This is a genomic window from Arcicella sp. GW458-12-2-14-TSB2, from assembly GCF_059423785.1.
In genome coordinates this window covers 1-16,254 of sequence record NZ_JBWKYN010000036.1, presented here as the reverse complement: position 1 = coordinate 16,254, position 16,254 = coordinate 1, and the positions used below count along the sequence as shown (strand labels likewise).

18 protein-coding genes are annotated in these 16,254 nt (G+C 34.9%); 8 read left to right on the top strand and 10 right to left on the bottom strand.

Annotated elements, in window-relative coordinates:
- Nucleotides 1-163: 163 nt before the first annotated feature.
- A complete protein-coding gene (locus AC07XN_RS07430; RefSeq protein ID WP_309924199.1) occupies nt 164-631 on the top strand; it encodes an Lrp/AsnC family transcriptional regulator in 468 nt (155 codons plus the stop codon).
- Between the two features lie 83 nt (nt 632-714).
- Here the strand turns inward: AC07XN_RS07430 and bshC are convergent, their stop codons facing one another.
- Complete coding sequence (bshC, locus tag AC07XN_RS07425; RefSeq protein WP_494742579.1) at nt 715-2,262, bottom strand: bacillithiol biosynthesis cysteine-adding enzyme BshC; 1,548 nt, start codon at nt 2,260-2,262, stop codon at nt 715-717.
- Between the two features lie 521 nt (nt 2,263-2,783).
- Here bshC and AC07XN_RS07420 point away from each other — a divergent pair.
- Nucleotides 2,784-3,815, top strand: a complete 1,032-nt coding sequence (locus AC07XN_RS07420) for a PorP/SprF family type IX secretion system membrane protein (protein WP_494742578.1) — start codon at nt 2,784-2,786, stop codon at nt 3,813-3,815.
- 12 nt (nt 3,816-3,827) lie between these two features.
- Here the strand turns inward: AC07XN_RS07420 and AC07XN_RS07415 are convergent, their stop codons facing one another.
- From AC07XN_RS07415 to AC07XN_RS07405, 3 genes are read right to left on the bottom strand one after another with little or no spacing between them, the layout of a single operon-like run.
- Nucleotides 3,828-4,166 (bottom strand): hypothetical protein, encoded by a 339-nt coding sequence (locus AC07XN_RS07415; protein ID WP_494742577.1) that lies wholly within the window; start codon nt 4,164-4,166, stop codon nt 3,828-3,830.
- 10 nt (nt 4,167-4,176) lie between these two features.
- Nucleotides 4,177-4,644 (bottom strand): NADH-quinone oxidoreductase subunit A, encoded by a 468-nt coding sequence (locus AC07XN_RS07410; protein WP_309924263.1) that lies wholly within the window; start codon nt 4,642-4,644, stop codon nt 4,177-4,179.
- Between the two features lie 17 nt (nt 4,645-4,661).
- Nucleotides 4,662-5,282, bottom strand: coding sequence for a DedA family protein (locus tag AC07XN_RS07405; RefSeq protein WP_309924190.1), 621 nt, complete (start codon nt 5,280-5,282; stop codon nt 4,662-4,664).
- Nucleotides 5,283-5,596: 314 nt separating this feature from the next.
- Here AC07XN_RS07405 and AC07XN_RS07400 point away from each other — a divergent pair, with 314 nt between their 5' ends.
- The gene (locus AC07XN_RS07400; RefSeq protein WP_494742576.1) at nt 5,597-6,106 is read left to right on the top strand and encodes a DUF192 domain-containing protein; all 510 of its coding nucleotides are present in this window, start codon (nt 5,597-5,599) and stop codon (nt 6,104-6,106) included.
- 220 nt (nt 6,107-6,326) lie between these two features.
- Here the strand turns inward: AC07XN_RS07400 and AC07XN_RS07395 are convergent, their stop codons facing one another.
- Entirely contained in the window at nt 6,327-6,878 is a 552-nt protein-coding gene (locus AC07XN_RS07395; protein ID WP_494742575.1) for a hypothetical protein, read from the bottom strand.
- A gap of 117 nt (nt 6,879-6,995) precedes the next feature.
- Here AC07XN_RS07395 and AC07XN_RS07390 point away from each other — a divergent pair, with 117 nt between their 5' ends.
- The 3 genes from AC07XN_RS07390 (at nt 6,996) to AC07XN_RS07380 (ending at nt 9,851) form a co-directional block, all read left to right on the top strand.
- Nucleotides 6,996-7,403 carry a MerC domain-containing protein gene (locus AC07XN_RS07390; protein ID WP_494742574.1) on the top strand — a complete coding sequence of 136 codons (408 nt, stop codon included), beginning with the start codon at nt 6,996-6,998 and terminating at the stop codon, nt 7,401-7,403.
- The gene (locus AC07XN_RS07385) at nt 7,370-8,578 is read left to right on the top strand and encodes a GTP-binding protein (RefSeq protein WP_494742573.1); all 1,209 of its coding nucleotides are present in this window, start codon (nt 7,370-7,372) and stop codon (nt 8,576-8,578) included. Before AC07XN_RS07390 ends, AC07XN_RS07385 begins: the two co-directional genes overlap by 34 nt.
- 313 nt (nt 8,579-8,891) lie before the next feature.
- Nucleotides 8,892-9,851, top strand: coding sequence for an AAA family ATPase (locus AC07XN_RS07380; protein WP_309924180.1), 960 nt, complete (start codon nt 8,892-8,894; stop codon nt 9,849-9,851).
- Between the two features lie 50 nt (nt 9,852-9,901).
- Here AC07XN_RS07380 and AC07XN_RS07375 read toward each other — a convergent pair whose 3' ends face one another.
- The 3 genes from AC07XN_RS07375 to AC07XN_RS07365 all read right to left on the bottom strand — a co-directional run bounded on the left by AC07XN_RS07375 (nt 9,902) and on the right by AC07XN_RS07365 (nt 13,094).
- Nucleotides 9,902-10,849, bottom strand: a complete 948-nt coding sequence (locus AC07XN_RS07375) for a glycosyltransferase family 2 protein (protein ID WP_309924178.1) — start codon at nt 10,847-10,849, stop codon at nt 9,902-9,904.
- 142 nt (nt 10,850-10,991) lie between these two features.
- The gene (locus tag AC07XN_RS07370) at nt 10,992-11,882 is read right to left on the bottom strand and encodes a DMT family transporter (RefSeq protein ID WP_309924176.1); all 891 of its coding nucleotides are present in this window, start codon (nt 11,880-11,882) and stop codon (nt 10,992-10,994) included.
- Nucleotides 11,883-12,014: 132 nt separating this feature from the next.
- The gene (locus AC07XN_RS07365; protein WP_309924174.1) at nt 12,015-13,094 is read right to left on the bottom strand and encodes an LptF/LptG family permease; all 1,080 of its coding nucleotides are present in this window, start codon (nt 13,092-13,094) and stop codon (nt 12,015-12,017) included.
- A 593-nt stretch (nt 13,095-13,687) separates the two neighbouring features.
- On the opposite strand from AC07XN_RS07365, the gene AC07XN_RS07360 reads away from it, so the two are divergent.
- Nucleotides 13,688-14,098: an RrF2 family transcriptional regulator gene (locus AC07XN_RS07360; RefSeq protein ID WP_309924172.1), complete on the top strand. Its 411-nt coding sequence runs from the start codon at nt 13,688-13,690 to the stop codon at nt 14,096-14,098.
- A gap of 264 nt (nt 14,099-14,362) precedes the next feature.
- Nucleotides 14,363-14,548, top strand: coding sequence for a hypothetical protein (locus AC07XN_RS07355; protein ID WP_309924170.1), 186 nt, complete (start codon nt 14,363-14,365; stop codon nt 14,546-14,548).
- Here the strand turns inward: AC07XN_RS07355 and AC07XN_RS07350 are convergent.
- Both AC07XN_RS07350 and panB read right to left on the bottom strand, forming a co-directional pair.
- The gene (locus AC07XN_RS07350) at nt 14,514-15,239 is read right to left on the bottom strand and encodes an RluA family pseudouridine synthase (protein WP_309924168.1); all 726 of its coding nucleotides are present in this window, start codon (nt 15,237-15,239) and stop codon (nt 14,514-14,516) included. The genes AC07XN_RS07355 and AC07XN_RS07350 overlap by 35 nt on opposite strands.
- 51 nt (nt 15,240-15,290) lie before the next feature.
- A complete protein-coding gene (gene panB, locus AC07XN_RS07345) occupies nt 15,291-16,136 on the bottom strand; it encodes a 3-methyl-2-oxobutanoate hydroxymethyltransferase (protein WP_407654644.1) in 846 nt (281 codons plus the stop codon).
- Nucleotides 16,137-16,254: the final 118 nt, after the last annotated feature.

The window sequence follows — 16,254 nt, the reverse complement described above, 5'->3', positions numbered from 1 at the left end:
TTTTGTAGAATTTCTTACAAAAATTACAAAAAAGCTATTAGATTTGCAATAGATTTCCTATCGCACTAAAAATAACTCATATATAAACAATCATGTATTTCTGAAAAACCATTGAAATTATCAATGGCGTTTTTCGCTTTCATCAATTCTAAACTCCGAAGAAATGAGTATTAAACTAGATCAAATAGACCATAAAGTATTAGAAATTTTACAACAAAATGCCAAAATTACTAATGCACAATTATCAAAAGAAATAGGACTATCGCCTGCCCCAACACTAGAACGTGTTAAGAAATTAGAAACTGCTGGAATCATTGAAAGCTATCACGCACAATTAAACCGCGAGAAAGTGGGTTTAGGAGTCACTACTTTTGTGACTGTTACTTTGATAGGACATAAAAAGCAAGTTACAGAATCTTTCGTTTCACAAATAAACTCGATACCAGAAGTCATTGAATGTCACCACGTTACAGGTTCTGGAGATTTTTTATTGAAAATAATTGCTAAAGACATCGCTTCATATCAGAAATTGATGCTTGAAAAAATCAATGAGATTGAAGAAGTAGCAGGAACACAAACGATGGTCATTCTTTCTACTTTTAAAGAAAGTAAGGTATTGCCTATCCCTTGAACTTTATTCAGATAGATAATCTTTCATAAAAAAAGGTCGGAAATATTAAATAATTTCCGACCTTTTTTTATTATTACTCTTTTCTATTCTTCTATCACTACATAAAACTTAAAGTTAAGCGGATCGAAGACTTCCGAAATTTGAGTTAGGAACTCAGGATTGTTCAAATAGAAATTCAAAAAGTTTTCGCTTCTTTCCTGTGGAGTTCCATTCGGGAAAAGCTTCTGCTTTACTCCCAACAGCTGATTTACCTCAGTTTCATGGTTTCTTTCTTCTGCTTTTTTCAAACGCTTTTCTAAGTTTTCAAGGGCATTCAATACCTTCTGTTGCTCTCCTTTTACTGCACCTTCCAACGTTTTATCTATTTTTACAGCTTTTGTCAGAATTTCCTCAAAAACCTGCACAAAGGAATTACTCTCCGTAGCAAGGCTTAAGCTATTTTCAGAATGCTTTTCAATAAAGCTTTTCTTCAAGCTTATTTCATCCAAAAATAAATCCTGACTGGTTAAGTCTAATTTTTCCATCCTTTTAGCAGTAGCTTTATTGACTATCAAACAGAAGTTACGAGGCATCAAAATAGGGAACGCTACCTGATGGAAATCAAAAATGCCTTTTAATTGAAGCCAATAGGGTACTTCTGATGGACCGCCGATATAGGCTAAGTTTGGCAGAATCACTTCTTCATAAACGGGTCTTAATACCACATTAGGACTAAATTTTTCAGGTTCAGTTTCCAATAGGTTAAGGATTTCTGTTTCAGAAAATTGTAAACTAGTATTCAATACTTTATAGGTATTGCCTTCTTTGACAATACGCTCACGAAGTCCATTTTCTAAATAAAAGAAGTTGATTTCACGGGGAGAGATTTGGGTTTTATAGCCCAAAGATTCTAGTTTCTCAGAAGTTTTTGAAACGACATCAAAAGCAGTATGGTGTAGTAAATCGTTTTTAATAATAGGAGCAAACAGTTTTTTCAAATTTCTATCATCTGCATCGATACAAATTAAGCCTTGGTCTCCGAATAAATCGTTAGCGTAACATCGTGCTGCATTCGCCAAAGTCTCATTGTTGAGGTATGCATCTTTGAAAATAGCAGGACATTCAGCCATTTCTGTTATCAAAGCCTCTAATTCCTTTGGATTCATCCTACCCACTGCTCCTTTTTGGACTGTTTCCCATGCTAATTTCTTGCCGAACAATGAAAAATGATTGATTTCAGCAAAATCATGGTCTTCAGTTGCCATCCAATAGACTGGTACAAAATTGTAAGCTGGGAAAGCATTTTTCAATGATTTCGCCAAGTTAATCGTTGTAACAAGCTTATAGATTACATAAAGAGGCCCTGTAAAAATATTGAGTTGATGCCCCGTAGTGACGGTAAACGTATTTTCCTCTAAAAGAATATCAACATTTGGCTTATTGCTTATACCTGAATACTGTTTTTTTAGCGTTTCTACTAAAATACTACGTTTGGCTGAATCAAATTGTTTTAAAGCGATTTGCTGCTCAAATCCTTTAAGATCTGGATAATTTTCGTAAAAATCTTTAGTTTTTGTGGATTGATTAATGAAGTCTAAGAAAAGAGACGAAAACTGATTGACGTCCTCTAACGGTAGTTGATGTATTTGCATTATTGCCTTATGCGTTTGATATTTAAAATTCAAACAGTCTTGTTTGGATTACAAGTTTAACGTAGAAGTTTTAAACTTTGTTCTTTTCTATCAAGAATTTCAACAAAAAAGCCTTTAGAAATTTTCTAAAGGCTTTCGATATTCTCCATAAGCTATTTAATTATCTTTTATTTCCATAAAATTTTGCAGTAATGCATCTTTATGAAAACTTGTACAATCTTATTTCTACACAAACCCGAATCAATTATCTTTCTAATATTATCTACGTGATAAAAACAACGAAGGTTTCATTGGTCTTTACTTTTTTTAACTTACCTCTTTGATTTCTAAATATTTACCCTCCAAAAACAAGCTTATTTGCCCATTATTTTGATGGAAGTGAGTAAATCGACTAATACGCACGAGTAAGCATGATAATAGACACATTTTTTTTTCAAAAGGTTGGATACTCATTAGAATATTAATAGAAAAACCTCTTTTATTATTATCTTTAGTATTAAAATGTGAACTTCATCGCTATTATGCCCAAAATTATACTTGTTTTTTTGATGATTACCGTGAGTTTGAAGGCATTTGCCCAAACTCAACCTCAGTATAGTCAATACATGATGAATAGTTATTTAATCAATCCAGCAGTTGGGGGCATTGAAGATTATACTGATATTAAAACGGGTTATCGAAACCAATGGACAGATTTTGAGGGCGCTCCAACAACTTATTATTTGTCAGCTCATATGCCTATTGGCAAGACAGATAGAACAAGTACGGGTGCTCGTCCTAATTTTAGTAAATCTATTCGGCGACCTATGCCATTATCAAACCAATTCAATACTTCGGCAAAAGTGCCTCTCCACCATGGTATTGGGTTTATATTAGTGTCTGATAAAACAGGAGCCAATACGCAGAATAGTTTTAATATCAGCTATTCATTACACGTCCCTATTACTACAAAAATGAAACTAGCCATCGGTCTTTCTGGTGGAATATCTCAATACACAGTAGATTTCAGCAAAGTTCAGGTAAAAGACAACCCAGACCAAGCTATTGTTGCAGGCTCAAGGCTTACAGCCCTTCAACCCAATCTGAATGCTGGTGCTTGGCTGTATTCAAAGCAGTTTTTTGTGGGTATTTCAGCCAATCAATTTATTTTTAATAGCTTTAATTATAAAAATACTAATAACTCTAATCAAAGTTGGAGTGGCGATGCCATACCTCATTACTTTCTAACAGCAGGTTTTAGACAAGAACTCAGTGAAGATTGGACGCTCATCCCTTCTACGCTTATTAAAAGAGTAGCGAAAGCACCCATAAGTTTTGATGTTAACTTAAAAACAGTTTTCAGAGAACGATTTTGGTTTGGCACATCCTATAGACACAAAGATGCTTTTGTGGGATTAGTCGGTGCAAATATTAGTTCATTAATCAACTTTGGATATTCTTATGATTACACCTTATCAGGGCTAAAGGAACGCTCGAGAGGCTCGCACGAGATAGTGATTGGTATTATGTTGAATAATCGTCAACGAGTGCTTTGTCCACAAAATCTATGGTAGCTTATCGATAATCTACAAATACTTTAAGAAAGTCCAAACTCTTCTATGAGTCAGATACGCCAGCTTATCTTCGTTTTCATAGGCTTCCTTCTCAAAACAAATATTTCTATACGCTACCTGATGATTTTGTCCTTTGAGCCTATTCAGCAGATATTCTGATAGATACCAAATATAAAATGGGAGAATGAGCAACTCAAGCTGTTGGGCTAAATGAATGCGCTCATGATTGAGTAATATCTTAGAAGGGAGTTTTGTTCTAACAAGCACAAAAGGAAAAATTGCCATGCCATCGACATTCAGAAAAGGGCAATAGATGGTAAAAAACAAGGCTTTTTTACGATTTCCTAACATCTTATGGCTTTTACTTGCTATATTTTTCGTTTATTTTATCATAAAGCGAAGCAGGTATTTTAGATGTATATTCAGTGATTTTCACTTCTGGACGTACCCAGTCTAAATGACCTTTTATCCAAGCATAGGCTAAGCCAATTAATAATACGCCAATAAACACAAACATTTCTACTAACGAGAACCATCCCCACAGACCATCCGTATCAGCAATTAATCGCTGATTTCCAAAAACTGTTGCCCAAGGAAATAAAAAGATAATCTCGACGTCGAAAAGGATAAAAATTAAGGCAATTACATAAAAACGAATATTAAATCGAACGTTTGCATTCCCATCTGGCTCTTCTCCCGACTCGTAAGTAGTGAGTTTTTCCACATTTGGGCGGTTCGGGCGAATCAGTTTTGCTATAAATAATATTACGGCTACAAAAACTATCGCAGCAATGATAAAGAGTAATATATAACCAAAATCAGTAATCATCTTAAAAGGTATTGGCGTTATTTATTTTTTCTAAAATTCAAGTATCCTTTTACTACTGTAAAAGTAGTGATGGCCAAAAAGAATAAAATAACGTAATGAACATAGTTGATAATCCAAGGGAATTCTACTCCGAAATAATAGCCTCCACCTACTAAAGAACCAACCCAAATTGCACCGCCCGTAATATTCAAAAAGAGGTATTTAGGATAATTCATTCGGCTAATTCCTGCTAAAATTGGGGCAAAAGTACGAATGTAAGGCAAAAATCGGCTAATTATTAATGCTTGGCTACCATATTTTTCAAAAAAATCGCGGGTAGAATCCAAGTGTTTTTGCTTAAAATACCAAGTGTCGGCCTTATTTTCGAGGTTACTGCCAAAAAACCGCCCAAACAAAAAGCCCGTTAAGGAGCCTACTACAGCCGCCACAAAAAGGTATAACAAAACCGTTCCAATAGTATACTTTAGGAAGCCTGTCCCTACAAAAACACCAGTCAAAAAAAGGAGATAGTCGCCAGGAAGGAAAAAGGCAAAGAACAACCCGTTTTCAGCATATACTACAAAAGTAATAGCAAAAAGCCCCGCACCAATGATTTCTTTAGAATCTGATAAGTATTTAATGATTTCGGATATGTCCATTTTAAAATAGATGAAATGCCTGTGGGGCTGAAGTATAAAATATTTATTTCTGTTAAGAGGTTTTTTTCAACGTTAGTTTAGTAACTAAACAGTTGAAAGACAAAAATAGTCTATCAATCTGTTTATTTTAATTTTATTAATTGATTTAAAGAGTATTTCATCTAATCAAAAACAAAATACATAACATAGCGTTCTGATAACATTGAATGTTAGATTAGTAAAATTACTTAAATTTCAGACAAATTCTCTAATCCCAAAATCATTAATTAATCAAATCATTGTTTCCTAAAAAACACTTAAATGAATTAAAGACTATGAAAAAAACAATCATTATCATTTTAGTGCTTCTTCTACTTTTCGGAGGGTTTTTCTCTTCTAACCTGATTCGGTTTTTTTATAATTCATCTTCTGATGCTGAGGCAGATACGATAAGTGTAATTCCAGAGATGGCAGAACCTGTTTTTAAAAAAGAAGGGGAATTAGAATTTGTGAAGACTAAACAAAAATTAACGATTGAGATTGCCGATAATGATAAGGAAACAGCACAGGGCTTAATGTTTCGTCGTTCAATGCCCGACTCTTGTGGGATGTTGTTTATCATGCCCGAAAATGAGCCTCAAAGCTTTTGGATGAAAAATACTTTTATTGCTCTTGATATCATTTTTCTAGATACCCAAAAAAGAGTTGTAACGATTCAAGCCAACAGAGCTCCATTTTCGGAAGAAGCGATACCTTCTTACGAGAACGCGAAGTATGTGTTAGAAGTAAACGCAGGGTTTTGCCAAAGAAAGGGGATTGAGAAGGGGGATTTATTGAGGTGGTGAGTTGTAGGTTTTGGACATTAGATTCAAGACATAAGACGTTAGATTTTAGACATTAGGCATGAGAAACAAGAGATAAAATACAAGATTTTTAATACTAATAGTAAAAAAACTTTAAATCATGTATCGTAGTCTTTCCTCTTTCCTCATATATCTTTTTCTTATGTCTAATGTCTAGAATCTAATGTCTTGAATCTTGTGTCTAACATCTTATATCTACAATCTACTTAACCTCCACCTCAAAAGTTCCATCAAAATCTATACTCCCTACCGTATATGAACCATTTTTGATTGGAGAGCCATTTACTGGTGGTTGATGGTGTAAAACCACCTGCAATTTGCCCGTTCCTGCTACAGTCGTTTTTACAGTGGCCGTCAAGCCCACATCAAACCCACGAGAGTCTTTATCTTTTCCAGAAACAGTTAATAATGATGCTGGAGTGGATACATATTCAAACAAATGCTCATCCTTTTGCTCTTGTATCTCTTCTGTTACATTGACAACAGGCGTTTTTGTTTCATCTAGCATCTCCACAGCCAAAGCATACGTTTTGTTCGCATCTAACGAAATCTTGTCAATCGTCGGAGCATTTCCTCCAATACCATCAAGGTCTTTGAATAAAAAAGTTTTAGTAACACCGCCCTCAGTGAATTTCAACCTTACCGTTGTTAGGTTCTCATTGTCTTCCTGTGGCGCAGGTTCATCCTTCTTACATCCTACTACCAAAACAAAGGCTAACGTTGCCATCAAAAGTGTTTTCTTAGTCAATTTCATATTTGTTGAATTTATATAATGCAATAACGTTGCAAATATAACGAACGATAACAATATTTTTGCACTATTGTTGCAAAATAAAATTCTTGTTACCATATTTGCAACAATGTTGCAAATATGAAAAAACTATTTTCTAAATACGGTTATGATTACCTAGGCATCTTAGGCTCAGGAATCTGCTTGGTGCATTGCTTAGCAACACCATTAATAATGCTTGTGCAAGCTTATTATAAAACAGAAGTCAGTATTAGCTCCCATGAAGGTATCCGATATTGGGATTATATCTTTCTAATTACCTGCTTCGTAGCAGTATTTTTTACTACTAAAGAAAGCACTTCACAGAAAATAAGTAGCTCTTTTTGGTTATTCTTCTCGCTTTTCGCAATCGCTATTTTATTTGAAGACGACTTTAAATACATTAATCTACTGGGCTATTTTGCTTCAGTTGGACTCATCATCACTCATATCATTAATATTAGAAATTGTAGAAGATGTCAAACAAAAAACTCCCCGTTACAGTGCTAAGTGGCTTTTTAGGCGCTGGAAAAACCTCATTGCTCAATCATATTTTACATAATAAAGACAACCTAAAAGTGGCTGTTATTGTAAATGATATGAGCGAAATAAACGTAGATGCCCAATTGGTGAAACAAGAAAATACCTTATCAAGAACCGAAGAGAAGTTAGTCGAGCTATCAAACGGTTGTATTTGCTGTACCCTTCGGGAAGATTTGATGATTGAAGTAGAGCGACTGGCGAAAGAAAATCGTTTTGATTACCTTTTGATTGAATCCACGGGTATTTCAGAACCCTTACCTATTGCCCAGACTTTTAGCTATATCGATGAAGAAAATGGCATCGATTTATCTAAATTCTCCAGACTAGATACTATGGTGACAGTGGTAGATTGTTTCAATTTTGCCAAAGACTTTGGGTCTATTGATACTGTGTGGACACGTGGCATGAACGACGAAGACCCAAACGATACTAGAACTATCGTAAACTTACTGACTGACCAAATTGAATTTGCCAATGTTATTATCTTGAATAAAACAGATTTACTAACACCTGAAAAAGTAGGGGAATTGAAGGCTATTGTTCAAAAGCTAAATCCTAATGCTAAGATACTCTCATCCGAATTTGGGAAAGTACAAGCAAAAGAGATTCTGAACACTGGCTTATTTAATTTTGAGGAGTCCTCTAACACTACAGGCTGGATACAAGAATTAGCCAATGCAAAACATACCCCCGAAACAGAAGAGTATGGCATTAGCTCATTTGTATTCAGAGACCCTCGCCCTTTTCATCCAGAACGATTCTGGAATTACATCAATAACTATTGGCATGGGGGCATTATTCGCTCGAAAGGTTTATTCTGGATAGCCTCTCGCCCCAAAGATGCCCTTAATTGGAGTCAAGCTGGCGGGTCAGTCCGTGCAGATTGGGCTGGTTCATGGTGGGCGGATATTCCCTCTTGGGAACGTCCATTTTATCCCGCTTGGCTTGAAAACAAGAAAACCATCATGGAACGATGGGATAAACGCTTTGGAGACAAAATCAATGAGCTAGTAATCATTGGGCAAGATTTAGATAAAGAAGCCATTATTGAGGAGTTGGAGGAATGTCTTTGTGTAGAAGAAGAAATTGTACGAATGCAAAAGAAAGGAACATTCATTGATCCATTTCCAGTATTTCAATAAAAATCTTAAGTAAAATAAAGGTAGTGTAATACTAAAACCCATAGGCTTTTGGCTTATGGGTTTTTATGTAAGAAAGCGTTTTCGTTTACAATAAAACCTGTACTTGTTCAAAATATATTAGCGTATAGTCTCTCTTAAAAAAGAAGGGATTCCTAACGATTTTAGAACTGTAAGATACAGATTGCCAATTTTTTTTCGTAAAATTGCTTTACAATGAACACGTACATATAAGCTTTATATGGTAGATGCCAACGTTTACTAGGTTTTCATAAATGGATAAACATTGGCTAATGAATCTTACCTCAATACAATAATGACTTCACGAGAAAAAATAAATCAAGTTTTTGAAGAAATGGGAAAAGTAGTGGTGGGTCACGAAAAACTGACGAATCGACTACTTATTGGCTTATTTACAGGCGGACACGTTTTGTTAGAAGGTGTACCGGGCTTGGCCAAAACATTATCTGTAAATACCTTATCAAAAATCCTTAAGTTAGATTTTCACCGTATTCAATTTACGCCCGACTTATTACCTGCCGACCTCATCGGAACGATGATTTATAGTCGAAAATCTGATGATTTTGAAGTAAAAAAAGGGCCAGTTTTCGCTAATATTATTCTAGCGGATGAGGTAAACCGTGCTCCAGCAAAGGTACAATCTGCCCTTTTGGAAGCCATGCAGGAAAAGCAAGTGACTATTGGTGATTTTACCTATCCGCTTGATAAACCATTTTTAGTTCTGGCAACTCAAAACCCTGTAGAGCAAGAAGGGACTTTCCCTTTACCAGAAGCCCAAGTAGATAGGTTTATGCTCAAAGTATTTGTTGACTACCTCAATAAAGAGCAAGAATTGGAAGTAATGAGGAAGATGTCTAACATGGATTTTAATTACCAGCCCAAACCTATCCTGAATAAGGAAGACATTTTTAAAATCAGAAAGGAAATCAACGATATTACTATTTCTGAAACGCTTGAACGATATATTATTGAACTTATTTTTGCCACGCGTAAGCCGGGGGATTATGGATTGAGGGAAGAAGCCCGCTATGTACAATTTGGAGCGTCGCCACGTGCAAGCATCAATTTGAATTTAGCAGCCAAAGTGTTAGCGTATTTAGATGGCCGAGATTATGTATTACCAGAAGATATCAAAGAAATAGCCCCAGATGTATTGAATCACAGAATTATGCTTAATTATGAAGCTGAGGCTGATGGTATCACTACGATGCAAGTAATCGATACTATTTTAAGAAGAGTAGCAATTGGCAGGTAAAAAGTTGTAGAAGATTTTCCACATAATCTTCTACAACAAAATTGAGTATTTTATTCTACAAATTCTTTGTTCTGAATTTCACTTCGTATAATGAAAAGGGGGCGGTTTTTAGACTGGAAAAAGACTCGTAAAATATATTCTCCAAGCACTCCCAACGCTAGTAATTGCACGCCACTGAAAAGAATAATCATAAAAAGCAATGCAGGAAAACCTTCTATTACCTCTTGAAGATAATATTTCTTTATCAATACACTTATAAAGTATATCAACGAAACGACAATGGCAAACAAACCCAATCTAGTAACAAATTTGATGGGGAATTCGCTAAAATTAAAGATGCCGCTATAGGCTAATTTAAAAAGCTGTTTGAAAGAATATTTTGATTCTCCAGCTTGGCGTTCTTCTCTAGCGTACTCTACTCCTATCTGCTTAAACCCTACCCATGTGCGCATTCCTCTTAAATAACGACTTTCCTCAGGCATTTTATTTAAGATATTCACTACTCTACGGCTCATCAAAGCGAAGTCTCCACTATCCAAAGGAATATCTACATAAGCGATACTCTTTAATAAACGATAGAATAGATAATATGCACTCCGTTTTACAAAGCCTTCCTTACGCTGTTTACGAACAGCATAAACAACATCATAACCTTGTTTTAAATAAGGATAAAACTCTAGGAGTAATTCAGGAGGATCTTGGAGGTCGCCATCAATGACCATTACAGCTTCAGAGCCTTTGGAAATGGCTAAACCTGCTGTAAGGGCTAGTTGGTGTCCGTGGTTTCGTGCTAAAAATAAACAATGATATCTTTCATCGCTTAATGCCAGCGCTTGCATCAATTCTGCGGTATTATCGCGGCTTCCATCATCTACTAAAACAATTTCAATGCTTACTTGAGCCGAATCCATTAATGCATTTAACCTTTCTATCAAAAAGGGGAAAGTTTCACTTTCGTTATAGAGAGGGGCGATAATTGAAATTTGGGGGATATTCAACGAATTAAACTGTTTTTAGGTAAAGACTTTATGAATGGGTTTCTATAATAGAAAATATAATCAGCCTCAAATATAGCCTAAAAAATTCAGATTAAACTTTCTGTCAGCCTGAATCCTATATGTTTTGCTATCAAACAAAGCTTTAACTGTTTGAAAATTTAGTTTTTTTAAGGAGTGGGTACAACAATACTGAGATTAGAATGATAAATGTTCCTGCATAGAAACCGACGGTCATTCGTTCTTTTTCGCCGAAGAAAATATAAGCCAAAATAATTCCATAAACAGGCTCAAGGTTTAATGTAAGGTTAAACGTAAAGGCTGAAAATTTACGAATTAGTTCTACTCCTTCTGCAAAAGCATAAACTGTACACACAAAAGCTAAGATACACAACCATAACCAATCTAAGCCCTGCGGAATAAGGATAAAATCGTTATCTGCTTGAATAAACAAATACAGAACAGGTATGAAAGTAATGAATGAGGCCCCGAGCATTTCATAAAATGTAATGATTTGAGGACTATGTTTTTTAGCAAACTGAGCATTAATGACAGAAAACAACGCACTTAAAAAGGCGGAGAATATTCCGACCAATAAGCCCATGATGTGGTCTACTTCAAACAAGAAAATTAAATATAAACCTACTATTACCATTAAACCTAGTCCTACTTCAATGACCCTGATTTTTCTTTTGTCCCATAAAGGTTCAAGTAAGCTTGTCCATAACGACCCCGTAGAAAAACCTGCAAGACATATCGCTACTGTTGAGATTTTGGCTGCATAAAAAAATGTAAACCAATGTAACGCAATAATGCCCCCTGTAGCTAATAACTGCCAAGTAGCTTTTACAGAAATTTTAATAGGTACATTTTTAAGGTATAAATAAAGGAATAGGCCTGCGGAAGCCAGAAAAGTTCTAAAGAAAACAATACTTAAAGAATGGGCAGAAATTAAGGCTCCTAGAATAGCCGTAAACCCAGCAATGAGTACTACAAAATGAAGTTGGAAATAATCTTTTATGCTGTTTGTTTTCATGAAGCGGTTTGGTCTGTGTTAGCAATTAGCTGTATGTCAATTAGCAATGCCAAAATATTGATTTAACTGTTAGAAAAAGTGCCTGAATGATGGAAAACAAGATACTCCGCACGCTAAATTCAAAACTCCACACTATCTAGGCACGGTATAGTATAAAATAAAACCAATCACCGTAAAAACGATATTAGGCAACCAAACGGCTAGTAGCGGAGGCATTCCTCCGGATTGAGCAATTCCCTTGCTCATCATAAAGAATAATATGTATAAAAATGCCAACATAAAGCCTAGTGCAATCTGAAAGCCTACACCACCTCTTGCTTTGCGAGCAGATACAATTACCCCGATTACACTCAGAATGATAACGGCAAAGGGATTGGCGAATCGCAAGTATTTTTCAATTAAGAAAATCTCAATACCATCTGCCCCGCGTGTTCTAATTTGATTAATGGTATCTTCTAATTCTGAGTTTGTTAGCGTTTCATGAATCTGATACTTGCTTTCAAAATCTTTGGGAAGTAAGTTAAGCGTGGTGTCTATTTTAGTACCATAAGTTAGCTTTTGTTTGCCATTAGGCAGAAAAGTCCTCACTCTATAATCGAAAATCGACCATTTTTTGCGAGTAGAATCCCACGTAATATGGTCTGCTAATAATTTCATTTTTAATTCATGCCCATCTATTTTATCCAAAGAAAAACGATAGCCCGTTTGCGAACCTGTATCATAGCTTTCCATATAAGCATAATCTTGCGGACCAATTTTGATGTGCACATCTCTATCGCTATAATAGTATGAGCCTACTACATATTTTCGTTCAAAGGCAATACGCGTTTTATTGGCATTAGGAATTATCCACCCAACCATAAAGAAGGTTAGAATCCCTACAATAGACGAGGCTATAAAATAAGGTCTGATAAAACGGGTGAAGCTGACGCCCGTACTTAGAATAGCAATGATTTCTGTACGTGCTGCCAAGTTTGCCGTAAAAAAAACTGTAGCAATAAATACCATTAACGGACTAATATAATTAGCCCAATAGGGAATAAAGTTCAGGTAATAATCAAACAAAACAGCATGAACAGACGCTTTATTATCGATGAAGTTGTCAATTTTCTCGGTATAGTCAATCACCATAATAATAGAAACGATGATTAAAACCGCAAAAAAGTAAGTTTTAAGAAATTTTTTAATGATGTATAAATCAAGAATCTTCATTTTTTTTCAGGTAACAATAGCCTAAATTCCCGCTATTGAAATAGTAATATGCTACAAAGCTACGAATAAATAAATGTCTGTGGTTTGAAGAATCATTCTATAAGATTAAAAAATGTTAAAAGTTAATATTCTTCGTTATAGTAGAATAAGTAATTGTGTATGTCTAAACAAGATTACTCAGAATTATCGTTTTGCACATATTTCCGCTATGTTTTACCTATTATGTGCAAAAAAATACCCACTTTTATACAACATCTACAATTTTAGTATTGTTTTGTAGCGCAAATGTGGATTAAAAGGATAGTGACGTACTTTTATACATATCCTACTAGTTTATCGTTCAGCAAAAGCCCCAATGATTTATCATTATTTTGTGATAATATTTATTTTTTCCCAGAGTTTATTAAAATTATTTGAGCTTGTTGCATTATCAATAATATAATAAATTATGATAATTTATGTACTTTTGTCTATCAATCGAATGGAATTCCTGAACTTAGTAGATATATTACTATTTTATTCAAAGTGCAAGCAGTTGATAATTTATCAAAACCATTTTATTGGCGAAGCAACTAAATTAAAACTTCATCATTATGATTTCTAAAAAAGCTAAATATGCTTTGAAAGCCCTAAAGGTTCTAGCTCGTGAATATGAAAAAGGGCCATTACTTATTTCAAATATTGCTGAATCAGAAAATATTCCCAAAAAATTTTTAGAAGCAATCCTTCTTGAATTACGCAATCATGGGCTTTTACAAAGCCAAAAAGGTAAAGGTGGCGGTTATTACTTAAGAATACCACCTGACCAAGTTTCTTTTGCTAAAATCATTCGTATCATTGACGGCCCCATTTCTCCAACGCTGTGTGTATCATTGCATTTTTATGGCAAATGTGATGATTGTGGAGACGAAGAAAGTTGTTCATTGAGAAACGTTATGGAAAAATGGAGAGATGCCAATCTTGCTGTTTTAGAAGAAAATACATTAATGGACTTAGTAAAATAAAAAATAGCCCTAGCTGATGCTAGGGCTATTTTTTTGATTTATTCTTCCAAGTGTAAAGATTAATTATTACGCTATCTTAAAAAACCATATTTCAATGTTTTAGCCTCAAAAAACACTTCTTTCTAAGATTAGGAAGCATTTTTATTATTTTCGCATAATAAGTATTAAATAATTGTAATATTTTCAACCTATTAAATATTGTTATATTGAGAATTATTATTATTTTTACAACATAATTATTCACAATAACCACTATCTAGTAAAATGAAAAAGTTCAATCAATTCATGATTCTACAATGGCTAGTATTTTTGCCATTAATACTTCCTTTAAGCATTGTTTCAGGCATTCTTCATGGTGTTAAACACTCTATCAGCGACCTCGTAGAGCAGATATCAAGAGATGTTTCTCATCCTATTATTCATGAAGAAAATCCAGATTCTTTTGCTTAAAATCGTCTGGATCAAGTTCAAGAAACTCTTCCCAGAAAGCATTCGTTGGAACAGCAGCTTTACAGATAATCGGTTCTTTCTTTATCGGATGAACGAAATACACTCTTCTGGCATGTAAGTTAATACTTGCATCAGCATTGGGGCGGTCAAAACCATATTTTAAATCACCACGAATAGGGCAACCCATTGAGGCTAACTGAACTCTGATTTGATGAGGGCGGCCAGTAATGGGTTCTACCTCAATCAAGAAATGCTTGTTGATTTCGCCCAATACCTTATAATTAAGTTCTGCTTTTTGCGAGCCTTTCACTTCAGTTTCATGCGCCGTCACTACATTCTTAGCTTCGTCTTTTACAATCCAGTGAACCAACTTTCCTTTTGCTTCTTTAGGTTTACGCCTAACTATTGCCCAATAGGTTTTTTGAATATCTCTTTTTCTAAATAGCTCCATCATGCGTTCTAGTCCTTTAGACGTTCTGGCAAAAATAACCAAGCCACTAACAGGCCTATCTAGGCGATGAACAGGATGTAAAAATACATCCCCCGGTTTATTATATTCTTTTTTGATATATTCCTTAACGGCGTCCGTCAATGTTCTATCCCCTGTTGAATCTCCTTGCACTAAAATCCCAGCCCTCTTGTTGACAATAATAATATGATTGTCTTCATATACTACGTGAAAATCTTTCATTTTCTATTTTTGATTTTACGAGTTGAATTACTCTTTAAACTCGATTTTTGATTAATAACTCTCTTTTTGATTCGGAAAATCAACTGACTTTACATCCTGAATATACTGTGTAATTGCTTCATTCATAATTCCATCCAAGTCAGCATATCTTCTTAAGAATCTTGGTTTAAATTCCTTATTGATGCCAAGCATATCATGAATTACTAAGATTTGCCCATCTGCATCGGGGCCTGCTCCTATTCCTACAGTTGGTATGGTGATACTCTGAGATACTTTTTTAGTAAGACTTGAAGGTATTTTCTCAAGTACAACACCAAAAGCACCAATTTCGTCCAACATTTGTGCATCTTCTATCAATTTGTTGGCTTCTTGGTCTTCTTTTGCTCTTACATTATACGTTCCAAATTTATAAATTGATTGTGGCGTTAAGCCCAAATGCCCCATCACAGGAATACCTGCACTCAATACCCTAATAATCGACTCTTTGATTTCTGAACCACCTTCCATTTTTACGGCATGTCCACCTGACTCCTTCATGATTCTGATAGCCGAACGAAGTGCTTCAGAAGAATTTCCCTGATATGAACCAAAGGGGATATCAACAACAACCAATGCTCTTTTTACAGCCTTCACTACCGAAGTAGCATGATAAATCATTTGGTCGAGTGTAATAGGCAAAGTAGTTTCATGTCCAGCCATCACGTTCGATGCCGAGTCACCAACGAGGATTAAATCTACGCCTGCTGCATCAACAATACGAGCCATAGAATAGTCGTAAGCAGTAAGACAAGAGATTTTTTCACCTCTATTTTTCATTTCTTGCAAAATATGTGTAGTAATTCGTTTGATTTCGTTATTCACTGGCATGATTTTTTGAGCTTTTTTTTCGTTACACATAACATATAGGATAAATACATACTTTTAACCTGAATGATTTCTTTTTACATAAAAAATAAACCGATTTTCATTTCAAATTAAATAGGCATATTTACATATAGTCAGCGTAATATTAAAT

Excerpts from the sequence above, each read along its gene's own strand:
- AC07XN_RS07415 (WP_494742577.1), bottom strand. The coding sequence starts at position 4,166 with ATGTTAGGAAATCGTAAAAAAGCCTTGTTTTTTACCATCTATTGCCCT.
- AC07XN_RS07405 (WP_309924190.1), bottom strand. The coding sequence starts at position 5,282 with ATGGACATATCCGAAATCATTAAATACTTATCAGATTCTAAAGAAATC.
- AC07XN_RS07410 (WP_309924263.1), bottom strand. The coding sequence starts at position 4,644 with ATGATTACTGATTTTGGTTATATATTACTCTTTATCATTGCTGCGATA.
- AC07XN_RS07355 (WP_309924170.1), top strand. The coding sequence starts at position 14,363 with ATGAAAAAGTTCAATCAATTCATGATTCTACAATGGCTAGTATTTTTG.
- AC07XN_RS07365 (WP_309924174.1), bottom strand. The coding sequence starts at position 13,094 with ATGAAGATTCTTGATTTATACATCATTAAAAAATTTCTTAAAACTTAC.
- AC07XN_RS07420 (WP_494742578.1), top strand. The coding sequence starts at position 2,784 with ATGCCCAAAATTATACTTGTTTTTTTGATGATTACCGTGAGTTTGAAG.
- AC07XN_RS07350 (WP_309924168.1), bottom strand. The coding sequence starts at position 15,239 with ATGAAAGATTTTCACGTAGTATATGAAGACAATCATATTATTATTGTC.
- AC07XN_RS07380 (WP_309924180.1), top strand. The coding sequence starts at position 8,892 with ATGACTTCACGAGAAAAAATAAATCAAGTTTTTGAAGAAATGGGAAAA.
- AC07XN_RS07360 (WP_309924172.1), top strand. The coding sequence starts at position 13,688 with ATGATTTCTAAAAAAGCTAAATATGCTTTGAAAGCCCTAAAGGTTCTA.
- bshC (WP_494742579.1), bottom strand. The coding sequence starts at position 2,262 with ATGCAAATACATCAACTACCGTTAGAGGACGTCAATCAGTTTTCGTCT.
- AC07XN_RS07430 (WP_309924199.1), top strand. The coding sequence starts at position 164 with ATGAGTATTAAACTAGATCAAATAGACCATAAAGTATTAGAAATTTTA.
- AC07XN_RS07395 (WP_494742575.1), bottom strand. The coding sequence starts at position 6,878 with ATGAAATTGACTAAGAAAACACTTTTGATGGCAACGTTAGCCTTTGTT.
- AC07XN_RS07385 (WP_494742573.1), top strand. The coding sequence starts at position 7,370 with ATGTCAAACAAAAAACTCCCCGTTACAGTGCTAAGTGGCTTTTTAGGC.
- AC07XN_RS07400 (WP_494742576.1), top strand. The coding sequence starts at position 5,597 with ATGAAAAAAACAATCATTATCATTTTAGTGCTTCTTCTACTTTTCGGA.
- panB (WP_407654644.1), bottom strand. The coding sequence starts at position 16,136 with ATGTGTAACGAAAAAAAAGCTCAAAAAATCATGCCAGTGAATAACGAA.
- AC07XN_RS07390 (WP_494742574.1), top strand. The coding sequence starts at position 6,996 with ATGAAAAAACTATTTTCTAAATACGGTTATGATTACCTAGGCATCTTA.
- AC07XN_RS07370 (WP_309924176.1), bottom strand. The coding sequence starts at position 11,882 with ATGAAAACAAACAGCATAAAAGATTATTTCCAACTTCATTTTGTAGTA.